Source organism: Staphylococcus sp. MZ3 (assembly GCF_018622755.1).
Lineage (GTDB): Bacteria > Bacillota > Bacilli > Staphylococcales > Staphylococcaceae > Staphylococcus > Staphylococcus aureus.
In genome coordinates this window covers 1529797-1545757 of record NZ_CP076026.1, presented here as the reverse complement: position 1 = coordinate 1545757, position 15961 = coordinate 1529797, and the positions used below count along the sequence as shown (strand labels likewise).

Here is a 15961-nt window from a genome sequence, read left to right as displayed (position 1 = left end):
TTGTAATAAATATTTATCGATATGACGACTTGAATATGATAAAGTGACATATTTATGTATATGACTATTTCGCAAAATGTAATCGAGGTAGAATTTCTTGACAATTCTGTCAGTTTATAAGATGTTATAAATATGTAGTGTATAAGGAGGCAAACAAGATGACTGAAGAATTCAATGAATCAATGATTAACGATATTAAAGAAGGTGACAAAGTCACTGGCGAGGTACAACAAGTTGAAGACAAGCAAGTTGTTGTTCATATCAACGGTGGTAAATTTAATGGGATTATTCCTATTAGTCAACTATCTACGCATCATATTGATAGCCCAAGTGAAGTTGTAAAAGAGGGCGACGAAGTTGAAGCATATGTCACTAAAGTTGAGTTTGATGAAGAAAATGAAACTGGAGCTTACATCTTATCTAGAAGACAACTTGAAACTGAGAAGTCTTATAGTTATTTACAAGAAAAATTAGATAATAATGAAATCATCGAAGCGAAAGTAACAGAAGTAGTTAAAGGTGGTTTGGTTGTTGATGTAGGACAAAGAGGTTTTGTTCCGGCTTCACTAATTTCAACAGACTTCATTGAGGATTTCTCTGTGTTTGATGGACAAACAATTCGTATTAAAGTTGAAGAATTGGATCCTGAAAATAATAGAGTCATTTTAAGCCGTAAAGCAGTTGAACAAGAAGAAAACGATGCTAAAAAAGATCAATTATTACAATCTTTAAATGAAGGCGATGTTATTGATGGTAAAGTAGCGCGTTTAACTCAATTTGGTGCATTTATAGACATTGGCGGTGTTGATGGTTTAGTGCATGTATCTGAACTTTCTCACGAACATGTTCAAACACCAGAAGAAGTAGTTTCAATTGGTCAAGATGTTAAAGTTAAAATTAAATCTATTGATAGAGATACAGAACGTATTTCATTATCAATCAAAGATACGTTACCAACACCTTTCGAAAATATTAAAGGTCAATTCCACGAAAATGATGTCATTGAAGGTGTCGTAGTAAGATTGGCAAACTTTGGTGCATTTGTTGAAATTGCACCAGGTGTACAAGGACTTGTACATATTTCTGAAATTGCACACAAACACATTGGTACGCCAGGTGAAGTGTTAGAACCTGGTCAACAAGTAAATGTTAAAATATTAGGTATTGATGAAGAGAATGAAAGAGTATCACTATCTATTAAAGCAACATTACCAAACGAAGATGTTGTTGAAAGTGATCCTTCTACGACTAAGGCGTACTTAGAAAACGAAGAAGAAGATAATCCAACAATTGGCGATATGATTGGTGATAAACTTAAAAATCTTAAACTATAATTTAATATTTAATAGTCAACTCCACATGTTTATGATTGCATGTGGAGTATTTTTATGTAACAAAATATACTCGGAATGATAACGTGGACAAATTTAACTAAGTGTTTAAAGAGATAAAGTTTTAAGTGCTGATTTTTATCATTACAGTAATAAACTCATTTTGAATACACAGTCTCATGTGATATTATTAAAAAGATATAAGAAAGAGAGGAAGTTAGCTTATGACTAAACCTATAGTAGCTATTGTAGGTAGGCCTAATGTAGGTAAATCTACAATTTTTAATAGAATAGTTGGAGAACGTGTTTCGATTGTGGAAGACACGCCAGGTGTAACACGAGATCGTATTTATTCTTCAGGTGAATGGTTAACACATGATTTCAATATTATTGATACAGGTGGTATTGAAATTGGTGATGCACCATTCCAAACACAAATTAGAGCGCAGGCAGAAATCGCCATAGATGAAGCGGATGTTATTATTTTTATGGTTAACGTGCGTGAAGGATTGACACAAAGCGATGAAATGGTCGCTCAAATTTTATACAAATCTAAAAAACCGGTCGTATTAGCGGTTAACAAAGTAGATAATATGGAAATGCGTACAGACGTGTATGATTTCTATTCATTAGGATTTGGTGAACCGTATCCGATATCAGGGTCACATGGTTTAGGTCTTGGTGACTTGTTAGATGCAGTTGTTTCTCATTTTGGTGAAGAGGAAGAAGATCCTTATGATGAAGATACAATTCGACTATCCATTATTGGACGACCAAACGTAGGTAAATCAAGTTTAGTAAATGCTATTTTAGGTGAAGATCGCGTTATCGTTTCTAATGTTGCAGGGACAACGAGAGACGCTATTGATACAGAGTATAGTTATGATGGACAAGATTATGTTTTAATCGATACTGCTGGTATGCGTAAAAAAGGAAAAGTATATGAATCAACTGAGAAATATTCAGTATTAAGAGCTTTAAAAGCGATTGAACGTTCAAATGTTGTTTTAGTGGTCATAGATGCAGAACAAGGCATCATTGAACAAGATAAACGTGTTGCAGGATATGCACATGAACAAGGTAAAGCAGTCGTGATTGTCGTAAATAAATGGGATACTGTGGAAAAAGATAGTAAAACGATGAAGAAATTTGAAGATGAAGTACGTAAAGAATTCCAATTTTTAGATTATGCACAAATTGCTTTTGTGTCTGCTAAAGAACGCACAAGATTACGTACATTATTCCCTTACATCAATGAAGCAAGTGAAAACCATAAAAAACGTGTTCAAAGTTCAACTTTAAATGAAGTTGTTACTGATGCAATTTCCATGAACCCTACACCAACAGACAAAGGTAGACGTTTGAATGTCTTTTATGCAACACAAGTTGCTATAGAACCACCGACATTTGTTGTATTTGTTAATGATGTAGAATTAATGCATTTTTCTTATAAACGCTATTTAGAGAATCAAATCCGTGCCGCTTTTGGTTTTGAAGGTACACCAATTCATATTATAGCTCGAAAGAGAAATTAACGATTGGGGGATAACAATGACTAAAATTACCGTTTTTGGTATGGGAAGTTTTGGGACAGCCCTTGCCAATGTTCTTGCAGAAAATGGACATGATGTTTTGATGTGGGGTAAAAATCAAGATGCTGTTGATGAATTAAATACATGTCATACAAATAAAAAGTATTTAAAATACGCGAAATTAAATGTTAACATCATCGCTACTTCAGATATGACCAAAGCAATTCAATTTGCAGATATTTACTTAATGGCTTTACCTACTAAAGCAATGCGAGAAGTTGCTACTCAAATTAATGATAAGCTGACATCTAAAAAGACTTTTATACATGTTGCTAAAGGTATTGAAAATGGGACGTTTAAACGTGTGTCAGAAATGATTGAAGATTCTATTTCACCCGAATATAATGCAGGTATTGGCGTGTTGTCAGGGCCAAGTCATGCGGAAGAAGTTGTAGTCAAGCAACCAACTACAGTTGCTGCATCATCAAAAGATAAAAGTGTAAGTAAATTAACGCAAGATTTATTTATGAATGATTATTTGCGTGTGTACACGAATGATGACTTGATTGGTGTTGAACTTGGTGGTGCATTGAAAAATATCATCGCAGTAGCAAGTGGTATCGTTGCTGGAATTGGCTACGGTGATAATGCAAAAGCTGCATTAATGACTCGTGGCCTAGCGGAAATTAGTAGATTAGGTGAAAAGTTAGGTGCCGATCCTATGACATTTCTAGGTTTAGGTGGTATCGGTGACTTAATCGTTACTTGCACATCAACACATTCTCGAAATTTCACATTAGGATATAAACTTGGACAAGGTGAATCAATGGATCAAGCATTATCTGAAATGAATATGGTTGTTGAAGGTATTTATACAACTAAATCAGTTTATCATTTAGCTAAAGAAAAAAATGTGGATATGCCAATTACAAATGCATTATATAGAGTATTATTTGAAAATATCTCAGTAAAAGAATGCGTAAAAGATTTAATGGAGCGCGATAAAAAATCTGAATAAAATGTGTATTATTACACATATACGGCTAATAATTACGTAAAATGAATAGAAATGGCTTAAATTCAACGTTTTTGCCACATAAATGATTGCGATTTATGTAATGCTTGTGTTAAAGTTTTACCATAATGATATAAACATATCATTATCAAACCTCAGGAGGTGAATGTCTAATGAACAAAACAGATTTAATCAATGCAGTTGCAGAGCAAGCTGATTTAACTAAAAAAGAAGCTGGTTCAGCAGTAGATGCTGTATTCGAATCAATCCAAAACTCACTTGCTAAAGGTGAAAAAGTACAATTAATTGGTTTCGGTAACTTTGAGGTACGTGAACGTGCTGCACGTAAAGGTCGTAACCCTCAAACTGGTAAAGAAATTGATATCCCAGCAAGTAAAGTTCCAGCATTCAAAGCTGGTAAAGCATTAAAAGATGCTGTAAAATAATTTTACTTAAAAAGCCCTGAATAAGGGCTTTTTATTTTGCTTTTAATACTTACAACCTGTACATAAATTGTAATGTTCTTCTAAGTTTTTAATCTTTGGAACATTCATTGTTTAAGCGTTCAAAATATTACATGACATAATAGTTTTGATAAAAATAGCAACTACAAAATATACATATGAATAATGAGATTAATTGTTAGCGTTGAATTTACTTAAAAGGTAACCATGTCTACTATAGTATTTTACGTTATTTAAAAAGATGAATAATGTAAATGAAGTAAAGGTTATTATGAGAATTACAAAAGCTACATAAATTACTGTTAGTTTAAATTGAAATTTAAAAATGATAAGTAATCTTAATGCTTCAAAAGATTTTAATTTCTTACATATAATGTTAATATGAATAGTGATAATATCGTGAGGTGTAGACATGGAAACAACTGTTAGCAAATTGGAAAGACAAATAGAAGAAAGATTAAAGGGTGTATCAGAATATGAATCCATTAATATTAATCATCGGTTAGGTAAGTTACTTGATTCATATGATATTCCAGATGTTGCCAAAGTAGCATGCCTCACAATTGACACATCAATGAGACACCTTGATGACATTACATATAATCATTTGTCTAAACATTCCATTTTGATTGGAGATTTAATTAGTGCACATTTTTATACGCTACTAGCAGAAATCAATGATTTATCATTTCAAAATGAAATTAGTAAAGCAATTGTTGAAATTAATGAATTGAAATCTTCATTACATCATCAAGCTTTAAATGATTATGAAATTTCTCAAGCAATAGTAAAAATTGAAACACTTTTCCCATATATTACGTTATCTCATTTCGGTATCAATATTGATGAGTCGGAAATATATAATTATTTATTTGAAGATATGTCTGATTACTATCCATCATACTTCAAGAAATATAATCAAAGTGAAGTAAAGCATTACTTACACGATATCCAAAAAAGTTATTTAAAAAGTAGAGGTAATTAAGCATGGCTGACAATAAAGCAAATAAAGAGCAAGTACATCGCGTTTTTCAAAATATTTCAAAAAAATATGATAGATTAAATAATATTATTAGTTTTGAGCAGCATAAAGTATGGAGAAAACGCGTCATGAAAGACATGGGCGTTAGAAAAGGGACGAAAGCATTAGATGTTTGTTGTGGTACTGGTGATTGGACAATCGCATTAAGCAAAGCTGTAGGACCAACAGGTGAAGTTACTGGTATTGACTTTAGTGAGAATATGTTAGAAGTAGGAAAAGAAAAAACTGCTTCAATGGAAAATGTTAAACTTGTTCATGGTGATGCAATGGAATTGCCGTTTGAAGACAATTCTTTTGATTATGTAACAATTGGGTTTGGATTAAGAAATGTGCCAGACTATTTAGTCGCGTTAAAAGAAATGAATAGAGTACTTAAACCAGGTGGTATGGTGGTATGTCTTGAAACGAGCCAACCAACTTTGCCAGTCTTTAAACAAATGTATGCATTATACTTTAAATTTGTTATGCCTATTTTTGGAAAATTATTTGCAAAATCAAAAGAAGAATATGAATGGTTACAGCAATCTACGTTTAATTTTCCTGGAAAAGAAGAGTTGAAGCGCATGTTTGAAGAAGCGGGTTTCATAAATGTAAGAGTACGTAGTTTTACAGGGGGCGTTGCTGCAATGCACCTTGGCTATAAAGAAAAAGATAATACCAAAGGTGATTAACGTGGCAAAGTTAAACATGAACAATGAAATTAAGAAAGTGGAACAACGACTTGAAAAGGCAATAAAAAGTAAAGATTCTGTATTAGAACAGGCATCATTACACTTATTGTCTTCTGGTGGTAAAAGAGTACGCCCAGCATTTGTTATTCTGAGTAGCCAATTTGGCAAAGATGAACAAACGTCTGAACAAACGTATCAAGTTGCAGTCGCATTAGAGTTAATTCATATGGCAACACTTGTTCATGATGACGTTATTGATAAAAGCGACAAGCGTCGAGGCAAGTTAACCATATCAAAGAAATGGGATCAGACAACTGCTATTTTAACTGGGAATTTTTTATTGGCATTAGGACTTGAACACTTAATGGCAGTTAAAGATAATCGTGTACATCAATTAATATCTGAATCTATCGTTGATGTTTGTAGAGGGGAACTTTTCCAATTTCAAGACCAATTTAACAGTCAACAGACAATTATCAATTATTTACGACGTATCAATCGCAAAACAGCACTGTTAATTCAATTATCAACTGAAGTTGGTGCAATTACATCTCAATCTGATAAAGAGACTGTACGAAAATTGAAAATGATTGGTCATTATATAGGTATGAGCTTCCAAATCATTGATGATGTATTAGACTTCACAAGTACCGAAAAGAAATTAGGTAAGCCGGTCGGAAGTGATTTGCTTAATGGTCATATTACGTTACCGATTTTATTAGAAATGCGTAAAAACCCAGACTTCAAATTGAAAATTGAACAATTACGTCGTGATAGTGAACGTAAAGAATTTGAAGAATGTATCCAAATCATTAGAAAATCTGACAGCATCGATGAGGCTAAGGCAGTAAGTTCGAAGTATTTAAGTAAAGCTTTGGATTTGATTTCTGAGTTACCAGATGGACATCCGAAATCACTACTTTTAAGTTTGACGAAAAAAATGGGTTCAAGAAACACGTAGTATTTATGAAAAGTATTGAAAGCGCTTTACCAACCTGTTAATATATAATAGTAATATACATAAACCTATTAAACACAGGGGGATACATAAAGTGGAACGTACATTTTTAATGATTAAACCAGATGCAGTACAAAGAAATCTAATTGGTGAAGTAATTTCAAGAATTGAAAGAAAAGGACTAAAACTTGTCGGTGGTAAATTAATGCAAGTACCAATGGAACTTGCTGAAACACATTATGGTGAACACCAAGGTAAACCATTTTATAATGATTTAATTTCATTTATTACATCAGCACCAGTGTTCGCAATGGTAGTTGAAGGTGAAGATGCAGTTAATGTATCTAGACATATTATTGGCAGCACAAATCCTTCAGAAGCTTCACCAGGATCAATTAGAGGTGATTTAGGTTTAACTGTTGGTAGAAATATCATTCACGGTTCAGATTCATTAGAGTCTGCTGAACGTGAAATTAATCTATGGTTTAATGAAAATGAAATTACTAGCTATGCTTCACCACGTGATGCATGGTTATATGAATAAAATTTAAACTGTAAACCTTTACGATTTATTTATAAAGGTAGAAAGGGTTTTGTTATGTGGTTAGTCATTATGATTATACATAACAAGGCCCGTTTTTTATGTTGTAGTAAATTACTTGAAAAATTTTATAGTTTTTTGGTAACACGTATTAAAAAGAGAGGAATATTCTTTATCAAATGAAACTAAACAGAGAGAAGGGGTTGTTAAAATGAAGAATATTATTTCGATTATTTTGGGGATTTTAATGTTCTTAAAATTAATGGAATTACTATATGGTGCTATATTTTTAGATAAACCACTTAATCCTATAACAAAAATTATTTTTATACTGACTCTCATTTATATTTTTTATGTATTAGTAAAAGAATTGATTATATTTTTGAAGTCAAAGTATAACAAAAGCGCTTAACATATGTATATTTTTAATATCATAATTTTTTTTAAACGGACTGATTAACTTTATTAATAATTAACAGTTCGTTCTTTTGTATTAAGAAATGTAGTCAGTATATTATTTGCTAAAGTTGCGATACGATTATATTAAAACGGCTAATCATTTTTAATTAATGATTATATGATGCAACTGTTTAGAAATTCATGATACTTTTCTACAGACGAATATATTATAATTAATTTTAGTTCGTTTAATATTAAGATAATTCTGACATTTAAAATGAGATGTCATCCATTTTCTTAATTAAGCTTGAAAACAAACATTTATGAATCCACAATGAATGTGATAAGATTAACAACATATTATAATGTTATTGCGGAAGTATGAAAGGAGCGAGTGTGTATGAGATATCTAACTTCAGGAGAATCACATGGACCTCAATTAACAGTTATTGTCGAAGGTATACCAGCAAATTTAGAAATTAAAGTTGAAGATATTAATAAAGAAATGTTCAAGCGTCAAGGGGGTTATGGTCGTGGCCGACGCATGCAAATTGAGAAAGATACAGTAGAAATAGTATCAGGCGTTAGAAATGGTTATACATTAGGTAGTCCAATTACTATGGTTGTAACCAATGATGACTTTACGCATTGGAGAAAAATTATGGGAGCAGCTCCAATAAGTGAAGAAGAACGTGAAAATATGAAACGTACTATTACAAAACCAAGACCTGGTCATGCAGATTTGGTTGGAGGTATGAAATATAATCATCGTGATTTACGAAATGTGCTAGAGCGATCATCTGCTAGAGAAACAGCAGCTCGAGTTGCAGTCGGTGCCTTATGTAAAGTGTTATTACAACAGTTAGATATCGATATATACAGTCGTGTTGTTGAAATAGGTGGAATTAAAGATAAAGATTTTTATGATTCAGAAACATTTAAAGCAAATCTTGATCGTAATGATGTTCGTGTAATTGATGACAGTATCGCACAAGCAATGCGAGATAAAATTGACGAAGCTAAAAATGAAGGAGATTCAATTGGCGGTGTCGTTCAAGTTGTAGTTGAAAATATGCCTGTTGGTGTTGGTAGTTATGTGCATTATGATCGTAAGTTAGATGGTAAGATTGCACAAGGTGTTGTCAGCATAAATGCTTTTAAAGGTGTAAGCTTTGGTGAAGGATTTAAAGCAGCTGAAAAGCCAGGTAGTGAGATTCAAGATGAAATTCTATATAATAGTGAAATTGGTTATTATCGTGGATCTAATCATTTAGGTGGTTTAGAGGGTGGTATGTCAAATGGTATGCCAATTATTGTAAATGGTGTAATGAAACCTATTCCTACGTTATATAAACCATTAAATTCAGTTGATATAAATACTAAAGAAGACTTTAAGGCAACAATTGAACGTTCTGATAGTTGTGCTGTACCTGCAGCAAGTATCGTGTGTGAACACGTTGTTGCATTTGAAATAGCGAAAGCATTACTTGAAGAGTTTCAATCAAACCATATTGAACAACTTCAACAACAAATTGCTGACCGCAGACAATTAAATGTTGAGTTTTAACAACGAGAACAATTGAGGTGTGATCATGAAATTACAAACAACCTATCCTTCAAACAATTATCCAATATTTGTTGAACATGGTGCAATTGACCATATTAGCACGTATATTGATCAGTTTGATCAAAGTTTTATATTAATTGACGAGCATGTAAATCAATATTTTGCTGATAAATTTGATGATATTTTATCATATGAAAATGTGCATAAAGTCATTATTCCAGCTGGTGAAAAGACGAAAACATTTGAGCAATATCAAGAAACATTAGAATACATTTTGTCACATCATGTAACGCGTAATACAGCGATTATAGCTGTTGGTGGTGGTGCGACAGGAGATTTTGCAGGATTTGTAGCAGCAACACTATTAAGAGGTGTCCATTTTATACAAGTTCCTACAACGATTTTGGCGCATGATTCTAGTGTTGGCGGTAAAGTGGGTATTAACTCAAAACAAGGTAAAAACCTTATCGGTGCATTTTATCGTCCAGATGCTGTAATTTATGACTTAGACTTTTTAAATACTTTGCCATTTGATGAAATATTGAGTGGCTATGCGGAAGTATATAAGCATGCCTTATTAAATGGTAAATCTGCTACACATGACATCGAGCAACATTTTAAAGATCGAGCGTCATTACAATCATTAAATGGTATGGATAAATATATTGCTAAAGGTATTGAAACGAAGTTGGATATTGTTGTTGCAGATGAAAAAGAACAAGGTGTACGTAAATTTTTAAATTTAGGTCATACATTTGGGCATGCTGTTGAATACTATCATAAAATACCTCATGGTCATGCAGTGATGGTTGGCATTATCTATCAATTTATAGTTGCGAATGCTTTGTTTGATTCTAAGCATGATATTAATCATTATATTCAATATTTAATACAACTCGGTTATCCTTTAGACATGATAACTGACTTGGATTTTGAAACGTTATACGAATATATGCTAAGTGATAAAAAGAATGATAAGCAAGGTGTACAAATGGTCTTGATTAGACAATTTGGTGATATCGTTGTACAACATGTTGATCAACTAACATTACAACATGCATGTGAACAATTAAAAACATATTTTAAGTAGGTGAATGAAATGGTAAATGAACAAATCATTGATATTTCAGGTCCGTTAAAGGGCGAAATAGAAGTGCCGGGCGATAAGTCAATGACACACCGTGCAATCATGTTGGCGTCGCTAGCTGAAGGTGTATCTACTATATATAAGCCACTACTTGGCGAAGATTGTCGTCGTACGATGGACATTTTCCGACTGTTAGGTGTAGAAATCAAAGAAGATGATGAAAAATTAGTTGTGACTTCCCCAGGATATCAATCTTTTAACACGCCACATCAAGTATTGTATACAGGTAATTCTGGTACGACAACACGATTATTGGCAGGTTTGTTAAGTGGTTTAGGTATTGAAAGTGTTTTGTCTGGCGATGTTTCAATTGGTAAAAGGCCAATGGATCGTGTCTTGAGACCATTGAAACTTATGGATGCGAATATTGAAGGTATTGAAGATAATTATACACCATTAATTATTAAGCCATCTGTCATAAAAGGTATAAATTATCAAATGGAAGTTGCAAGTGCACAAGTAAAAAGTGCCATTTTATTTGCAAGTTTGTTTTCTAAGGAACCGACCATCATTAAAGAATTAGATGTAAGTCGAAATCATACTGAGACGATGTTCAAACATTTTAATATTCCAATTGAAGCAGAAGGGTTATCAATAACTACAACCCCTGATGCCATTCAACATATTAAACCTGCAGATTTTCATGTTCCTGGCGATATTTCATCTGCAGCGTTCTTTATTGTTGCAGCACTTATCACACCAGGAAGTGATGTAACGATTCATAATATTGGAATCAATCCAACACGTTCAGGTATTATTGATATTGTTGAAAAAATGGGCGGTAATATCCAACTTTTCAATCAAACAACTGGTGCTGAACCTACTGCTTCTATTCGTATTCAATACACACCAATGCTTCAACCAATAACAATCGAAGGAGAATTAGTGCCAAAAGCAATTGATGAACTGCCTGTAATAGCATTACTTTGTACACAAGCAGTTGGCACGAGTACAATTAAAGATGCCGAGGAATTAAAAGTAAAAGAAACAAATAGAATTGATACAACGGCTGATATGTTAAACTTGTTAGGGTTTGAATTACAACCAACTAATGATGGATTGATTATTCATCCGTCAGAATTTAAAACAAATGCAACAGTTGATAGTTTAACTGATCATCGAATAGGAATGATGCTTGCAGTTGCTTCTCTACTTTCAAGCGAGCCTGTCAAAATCAAACAATTTGATGCTGTAAATGTATCATTTCCAGGATTTTTACCAAAACTAAAGCTTTTAGAAAATGAGGGATAATATAAAATGGAAGATATCTATAAATTAATAGACGATATCAATCTACAAAAACTAGAAAATTTAGACTCTCGTGTTAATGAAGCAATAACTACTGACAACGATGACGCATTATTTATTCTAGGAGAGACACTTTACAATTTTGGATTAATGCCACAAGGTTTGGAAGTATTCCGCGTGTTATATCAAAAATATCCAGACGAAAGTGAATTGCTGATTTATTTTATTGAAGGTTTAATGTCTGAAAATCAAACTGACGAAGCGTTAGAATATTTAAGTTATGTTGAACCATCACCTGAAAAGTTGATGTTAGAAGCAGATTTATATCAACAAATTAATATGATGGAAGTTGCTATTGATAAATTACAAGAAGCACTTGAACTAGAGCCAAATGATCCAATAATCCATTTTGCATTGGCTGAAATGTTATATTATGATGGTCAATATTTACGTGCTACCTCTGAATACGAAACCGTTTTAGAAACTGGTGAATATCAAGTTAATGGTGTAAACTTATTCTCTCGTATGGCAGATTGTAGTTTACAAAGTGGTAACTATAGTGATGCGATTCGCTTATACGATGAAATTAATGAAGATGAAATGACTTCAGAAGATTATCTCAAAAAAGCCATTTCTTACGATAAAAATGACATCACTCAAGAAGCAATTAAAATAATGACTACATTACTTTCTAAAGATCCTGATTATATTCAAGGCTACTTGTATTTACAATCATTATATGAAAATGAAAAAAATTATCCAGATGCCATTGAGACGGGTAAAGAAGGATTACGACTAAGTCAATTTTATAAAGAGTTAATGTATACAACTGGATGTTTGGAAATAGAACACGGCGATGCTAATGAAGGTGTATTATTGTTAAAACAAGCATTAGAGGTTGATAATGCTTACCAAGAACCTTTATTGATTTTAAGCGATTTATATCGTAATGAAGAAGATTATGAAGCAATCATTGAATTATTAACATATGTAGATGAAGAAGATTTGGATCCTACATTCATGTGGCATTTAGCGTTCGCCTATGGTCAAGAAGAGCGAGATAAAGAAGCTCAACATTTCTTTGAATTAGCATATCCAACGATGAAAACAAATATTGATTTTATGAGTGATTATTATTTCTATTTAATTGAAATTGGTCAAAAGGAACAAGCAATTACTATTTTAAATCAATTGTTGGAACTAGAACCAAGTAACGAAAATTGGCATGACGAATTATCAAGATTGCAATCTTAAAATGGGGTATTTGATGTCAGAGACACTCAATCAAATTAAAGAAAGTTTTATTGAATATTTACTTTTTCAATATCGATTTAAGTCGCGTATTGCAGTTTGGGTGCTTAACTATATAAAAGTGAATGAGGCGAAATTGGCAAACATTCATTTTGTAGATACAAAAATTAATCATCATGAAACATTAGAAATTGCAGAAGTGGGAAGTCACGCTTCTGCAATTCAATTTACTAAGCGTAATATAAAGTTAATGAATACAAATGAAATATTTGATTATATCGCTAATCATAACTGTGCTTTTGATATTCAAATTCACTTCGCAAACGTGTCAAAGCGTGAGCAAAGGCTAGATGATTTAATAGTTGCTCAACTAACGGAATCGCCCAGTTATCAAACTTATCTTCATGACTTAAATAGTATGGCTATAGATCGGCATAAACATGCGTTATTAATAGATTACTTGCTACATAATATTGATTTAAGTTTACAGATGAATGAAAAGCAACGTTTTTATCAACTAACGCAAATTTTAAATACACTCAAGCTAGTAAATAAACATAATCAATTTGAGGACTTAGCAGATGACGATTAATACATTTTGGCAATATACACTTTATCAACGTTCTTGGTTAATGATGCTACTCATTTGTAATATATTAGGGATGATTTATGGTTATATATGGTATGGTGAACAATTAAGTCATACGCCGTGGCATTTTAAGATTTTTGTTCCAGATAGCCCAACTGCAATATTATACTTAGTTATTTCTATCACATTGATATTAATTCAAAAACAAAATAGTATTATCGATGCACTGGCATTTGTAACATTATTCAAATATGGGATTTGGGCAGTTATAATGAATATATTATTTATTATTGAACAAGGTGATATTACAGTAAATGGTTTGGTATTAATGTTTTCCCACAGTATAATGGCTATTCAGGCAATTTACTTCTATCCTAGGTTTAAACGTTCTATGATTGGAATCAGTGTAGCGATGATTTGGGTATTTTTGAATGATTATATTGACTATTTTCACCTTCAATTTCCATATTATGATTTTATAACTACACATGTGTGGCAAATTGGTGTATTATCATGTTGTCTAAGTGTTTTTGGACTTTTGCTTTATATTGAATTAAACAAATTATTAAAGTGTAAATGATTTGATAAAAACGGCAAATGACAGTAAAATATTTATAAAGGAGAGTGAGTTTATTGTCTTCAATTTTTACTATGATAATTTATTTCGTAATATTAATGGTGCTTCCTTTATGGGCACAACACAAAGTTAAATCTAACTATGAGAAATATTCACAAGTTAGATCAACTAGTGGTAAAACGGGTCGTGAAGTTGCATTAGAAATTTTACATGCAAACGGTATTTATGATGTCGAAGTTGTTAAAGGTGAAGGATTCTTAACAGATCATTACGATCCTAAAAAGAAAGTTGTTTCACTATCTCCTGCAAACTATGACAGACCATCAGTTGCTGGAACTGCAATTGCAGCCCACGAAGTTGGTCATGCCATTCAAGATCACCAAGGATATTGGTTCTTAAGATTCAGAGCAGCATTAGTACCTGTTGCAAACCTAGGGAGTTCATTAAGTTATATGATCATCATGTTAGGTATTATCTTAACAGCGATAGGTAGTGCATTTGGTTCAACTGCTTTATGGATTGGTGCTGGTTTAATGTCATTAGCGGTATTATTCTCAATTGTTACGTTACCAGTTGAGTTTGATGCGAGTTCAAGAGCGATGAAACAAATTACGGCATTGAACATTGTAAATGAAAAGGAATACAAGCATGCGCGTAAAGTATTATCTGCAGCAGCAATGACTTATGTTGCAGCAACTGCTGTCGCTGTAGCAGAGCTTGTACGTATTATTTTGATTGCGCGTTCAAGTGATTAATCTTATAGATTAACAATTAACTTAAATTAGACACTTATTAACTAGCTAATCACATTTTGTGTGATTGCTAGTTTTTTTGTGCTTATTTTTCTAATGGTAGATTATTCATTATATTATTTTATTGTAGTGGTACGAATCATAAAGTTATAATCCCAATTTCAATTGATTTAATTTAGTTAGGAATGCATTACATTTATATAAACTGAATTATTAAACTTCTAAAATAAACAACTTGTCATCTAGTTTAGCTAGAGTCAGTAGATTGCACTAAACATGCATGAGACTTCAAATTGATATATACTATATTAGAAATGCAATATAAGGAGAACGTAGAAATGAAATCAATGGTAGAAATGCAACGTGAAGTTGATGAATATATTGGACAATTTAAAACAGGATATTTTTCACCATTAGCTAACTTAGCTAGATTGACTGAAGAAGTGGGCGAACTTGCACGTGAAATAAATCATACCTATGGTGAAAAAAAGAAGAAAGATTCAGAGGAAGCAAATACGATTAAAGCAGAATTAGGTGATAATTTATTTGTGTTGTTATGTTTAGCGAATTCAATGGGAATAGATATGACAGAGAGCTTTAATGAAACTATGGAAAAGTTTAATACAAGAGATAAAAATCGATTCGAAAGAAAGTGAATATAAAAATATATGCTTTATTTGGATTTGATTAAGATTAAAAACATCCATCAATGAATTGCATCGCATGAAATCATATTATTTTTAAAGTAAATATAACTAGATAAATGAATATATATACAACACCTGTTTTTTAGATATTTGAAATTATAAACTCAACATTACTATAAACTTAAATTTAAACAATTATCTACGCATCGAGAATAATAGAAAGAGAAATA

17 protein-coding genes are annotated in these 15961 nt (G+C 32.1%); all 17 read left to right on the top strand.

Annotation, left to right across the window (positions count from 1 at the left end; translation table 11 throughout):
* The first annotated feature begins 158 nt into the window (after positions 1-158).
* The 17 genes from rpsA (at position 159) to KI230_RS07280 (ending at position 15740) form a co-directional block, all read left to right on the top strand.
* A complete protein-coding gene (rpsA, locus tag KI230_RS07360; RefSeq protein WP_000133954.1) occupies positions 159-1334 on the top strand; it encodes a 30S ribosomal protein S1 in 1176 nt (391 codons plus the stop codon).
* A gap of 221 nt (positions 1335-1555) precedes the next feature.
* Positions 1556-2866 carry a ribosome biogenesis GTPase Der gene (gene der, locus KI230_RS07355; RefSeq protein ID WP_000165530.1) on the top strand — a complete coding sequence of 437 codons (1311 nt, stop codon included), beginning with the start codon at positions 1556-1558 and terminating at the stop codon, positions 2864-2866.
* Positions 2867-2882: 16 nt separating this feature from the next.
* Positions 2883-3881: an NAD(P)H-dependent glycerol-3-phosphate dehydrogenase gene (locus KI230_RS07350; protein WP_000161751.1), complete on the top strand. Its 999-nt coding sequence runs from the start codon at positions 2883-2885 to the stop codon at positions 3879-3881.
* Positions 3882-4051: 170 nt separating this feature from the next.
* Entirely contained in the window at positions 4052-4324 is a 273-nt protein-coding gene (hbs, locus tag KI230_RS07345) for a non-specific DNA-binding protein Hbs (protein ID WP_001043863.1), read from the top strand.
* A 430-nt stretch (positions 4325-4754) separates the two neighbouring features.
* Positions 4755-5327 (top strand): heptaprenyl diphosphate synthase component 1, encoded by a 573-nt coding sequence (locus KI230_RS07340; RefSeq protein WP_000450555.1) that lies wholly within the window; start codon positions 4755-4757, stop codon positions 5325-5327.
* A gap of 2 nt (positions 5328-5329) precedes the next feature.
* Entirely contained in the window at positions 5330-6055 is a 726-nt protein-coding gene (locus KI230_RS07335) for a demethylmenaquinone methyltransferase (RefSeq protein WP_000774684.1), read from the top strand.
* A gap of 1 nt (position 6056) precedes the next feature.
* Positions 6057-7016, top strand: a complete 960-nt coding sequence (locus KI230_RS07330; protein WP_001096479.1) for a polyprenyl synthetase family protein — start codon at positions 6057-6059, stop codon at positions 7014-7016.
* Between the two features lie 91 nt (positions 7017-7107).
* On the top strand, positions 7108-7557 hold the full coding sequence (gene ndk / locus KI230_RS07325) for a nucleoside-diphosphate kinase (RefSeq protein ID WP_000442480.1): 450 nt from the start codon (positions 7108-7110) through the stop codon (positions 7555-7557).
* A gap of 208 nt (positions 7558-7765) precedes the next feature.
* Positions 7766-7966 (top strand): hypothetical protein, encoded by a 201-nt coding sequence (locus KI230_RS07320; RefSeq protein WP_000789522.1) that lies wholly within the window; start codon positions 7766-7768, stop codon positions 7964-7966.
* Positions 7967-8353: 387 nt separating this feature from the next.
* Positions 8354-9520 carry a chorismate synthase gene (gene aroC / locus KI230_RS07315; RefSeq protein ID WP_001269921.1) on the top strand — a complete coding sequence of 389 codons (1167 nt, stop codon included), beginning with the start codon at positions 8354-8356 and terminating at the stop codon, positions 9518-9520.
* Between the two features lie 25 nt (positions 9521-9545).
* Positions 9546-10610, top strand: a complete 1065-nt coding sequence (gene aroB, locus KI230_RS07310) for a 3-dehydroquinate synthase (RefSeq protein ID WP_045177482.1) — start codon at positions 9546-9548, stop codon at positions 10608-10610.
* A 9-nt stretch (positions 10611-10619) separates the two neighbouring features.
* Positions 10620-11918 carry a 3-phosphoshikimate 1-carboxyvinyltransferase gene (gene aroA / locus KI230_RS07305; protein WP_000245899.1) on the top strand — a complete coding sequence of 433 codons (1299 nt, stop codon included), beginning with the start codon at positions 10620-10622 and terminating at the stop codon, positions 11916-11918.
* A gap of 6 nt (positions 11919-11924) precedes the next feature.
* On the top strand, positions 11925-13169 hold the full coding sequence (locus KI230_RS07300; protein WP_000389534.1) for a tetratricopeptide repeat protein: 1245 nt from the start codon (positions 11925-11927) through the stop codon (positions 13167-13169).
* A 13-nt stretch (positions 13170-13182) separates the two neighbouring features.
* Positions 13183-13758 carry a YpiB family protein gene (locus KI230_RS07295; RefSeq protein ID WP_000005212.1) on the top strand — a complete coding sequence of 192 codons (576 nt, stop codon included), beginning with the start codon at positions 13183-13185 and terminating at the stop codon, positions 13756-13758.
* Positions 13748-14335 (top strand): DUF1405 domain-containing protein, encoded by a 588-nt coding sequence (locus KI230_RS07290; RefSeq protein ID WP_000154685.1) that lies wholly within the window; start codon positions 13748-13750, stop codon positions 14333-14335. The genes KI230_RS07295 and KI230_RS07290 overlap by 11 nt, the downstream gene beginning before the upstream one ends.
* Positions 14336-14406: 71 nt before the next feature.
* On the top strand, positions 14407-15087 hold the full coding sequence (locus tag KI230_RS07285) for a zinc metallopeptidase (RefSeq protein ID WP_001827022.1): 681 nt from the start codon (positions 14407-14409) through the stop codon (positions 15085-15087).
* A 335-nt stretch (positions 15088-15422) separates the two neighbouring features.
* Entirely contained in the window at positions 15423-15740 is a 318-nt protein-coding gene (locus KI230_RS07280) for a nucleotide pyrophosphohydrolase (RefSeq protein WP_000839926.1), read from the top strand.
* Positions 15741-15961 lie beyond the last annotated feature (221 nt).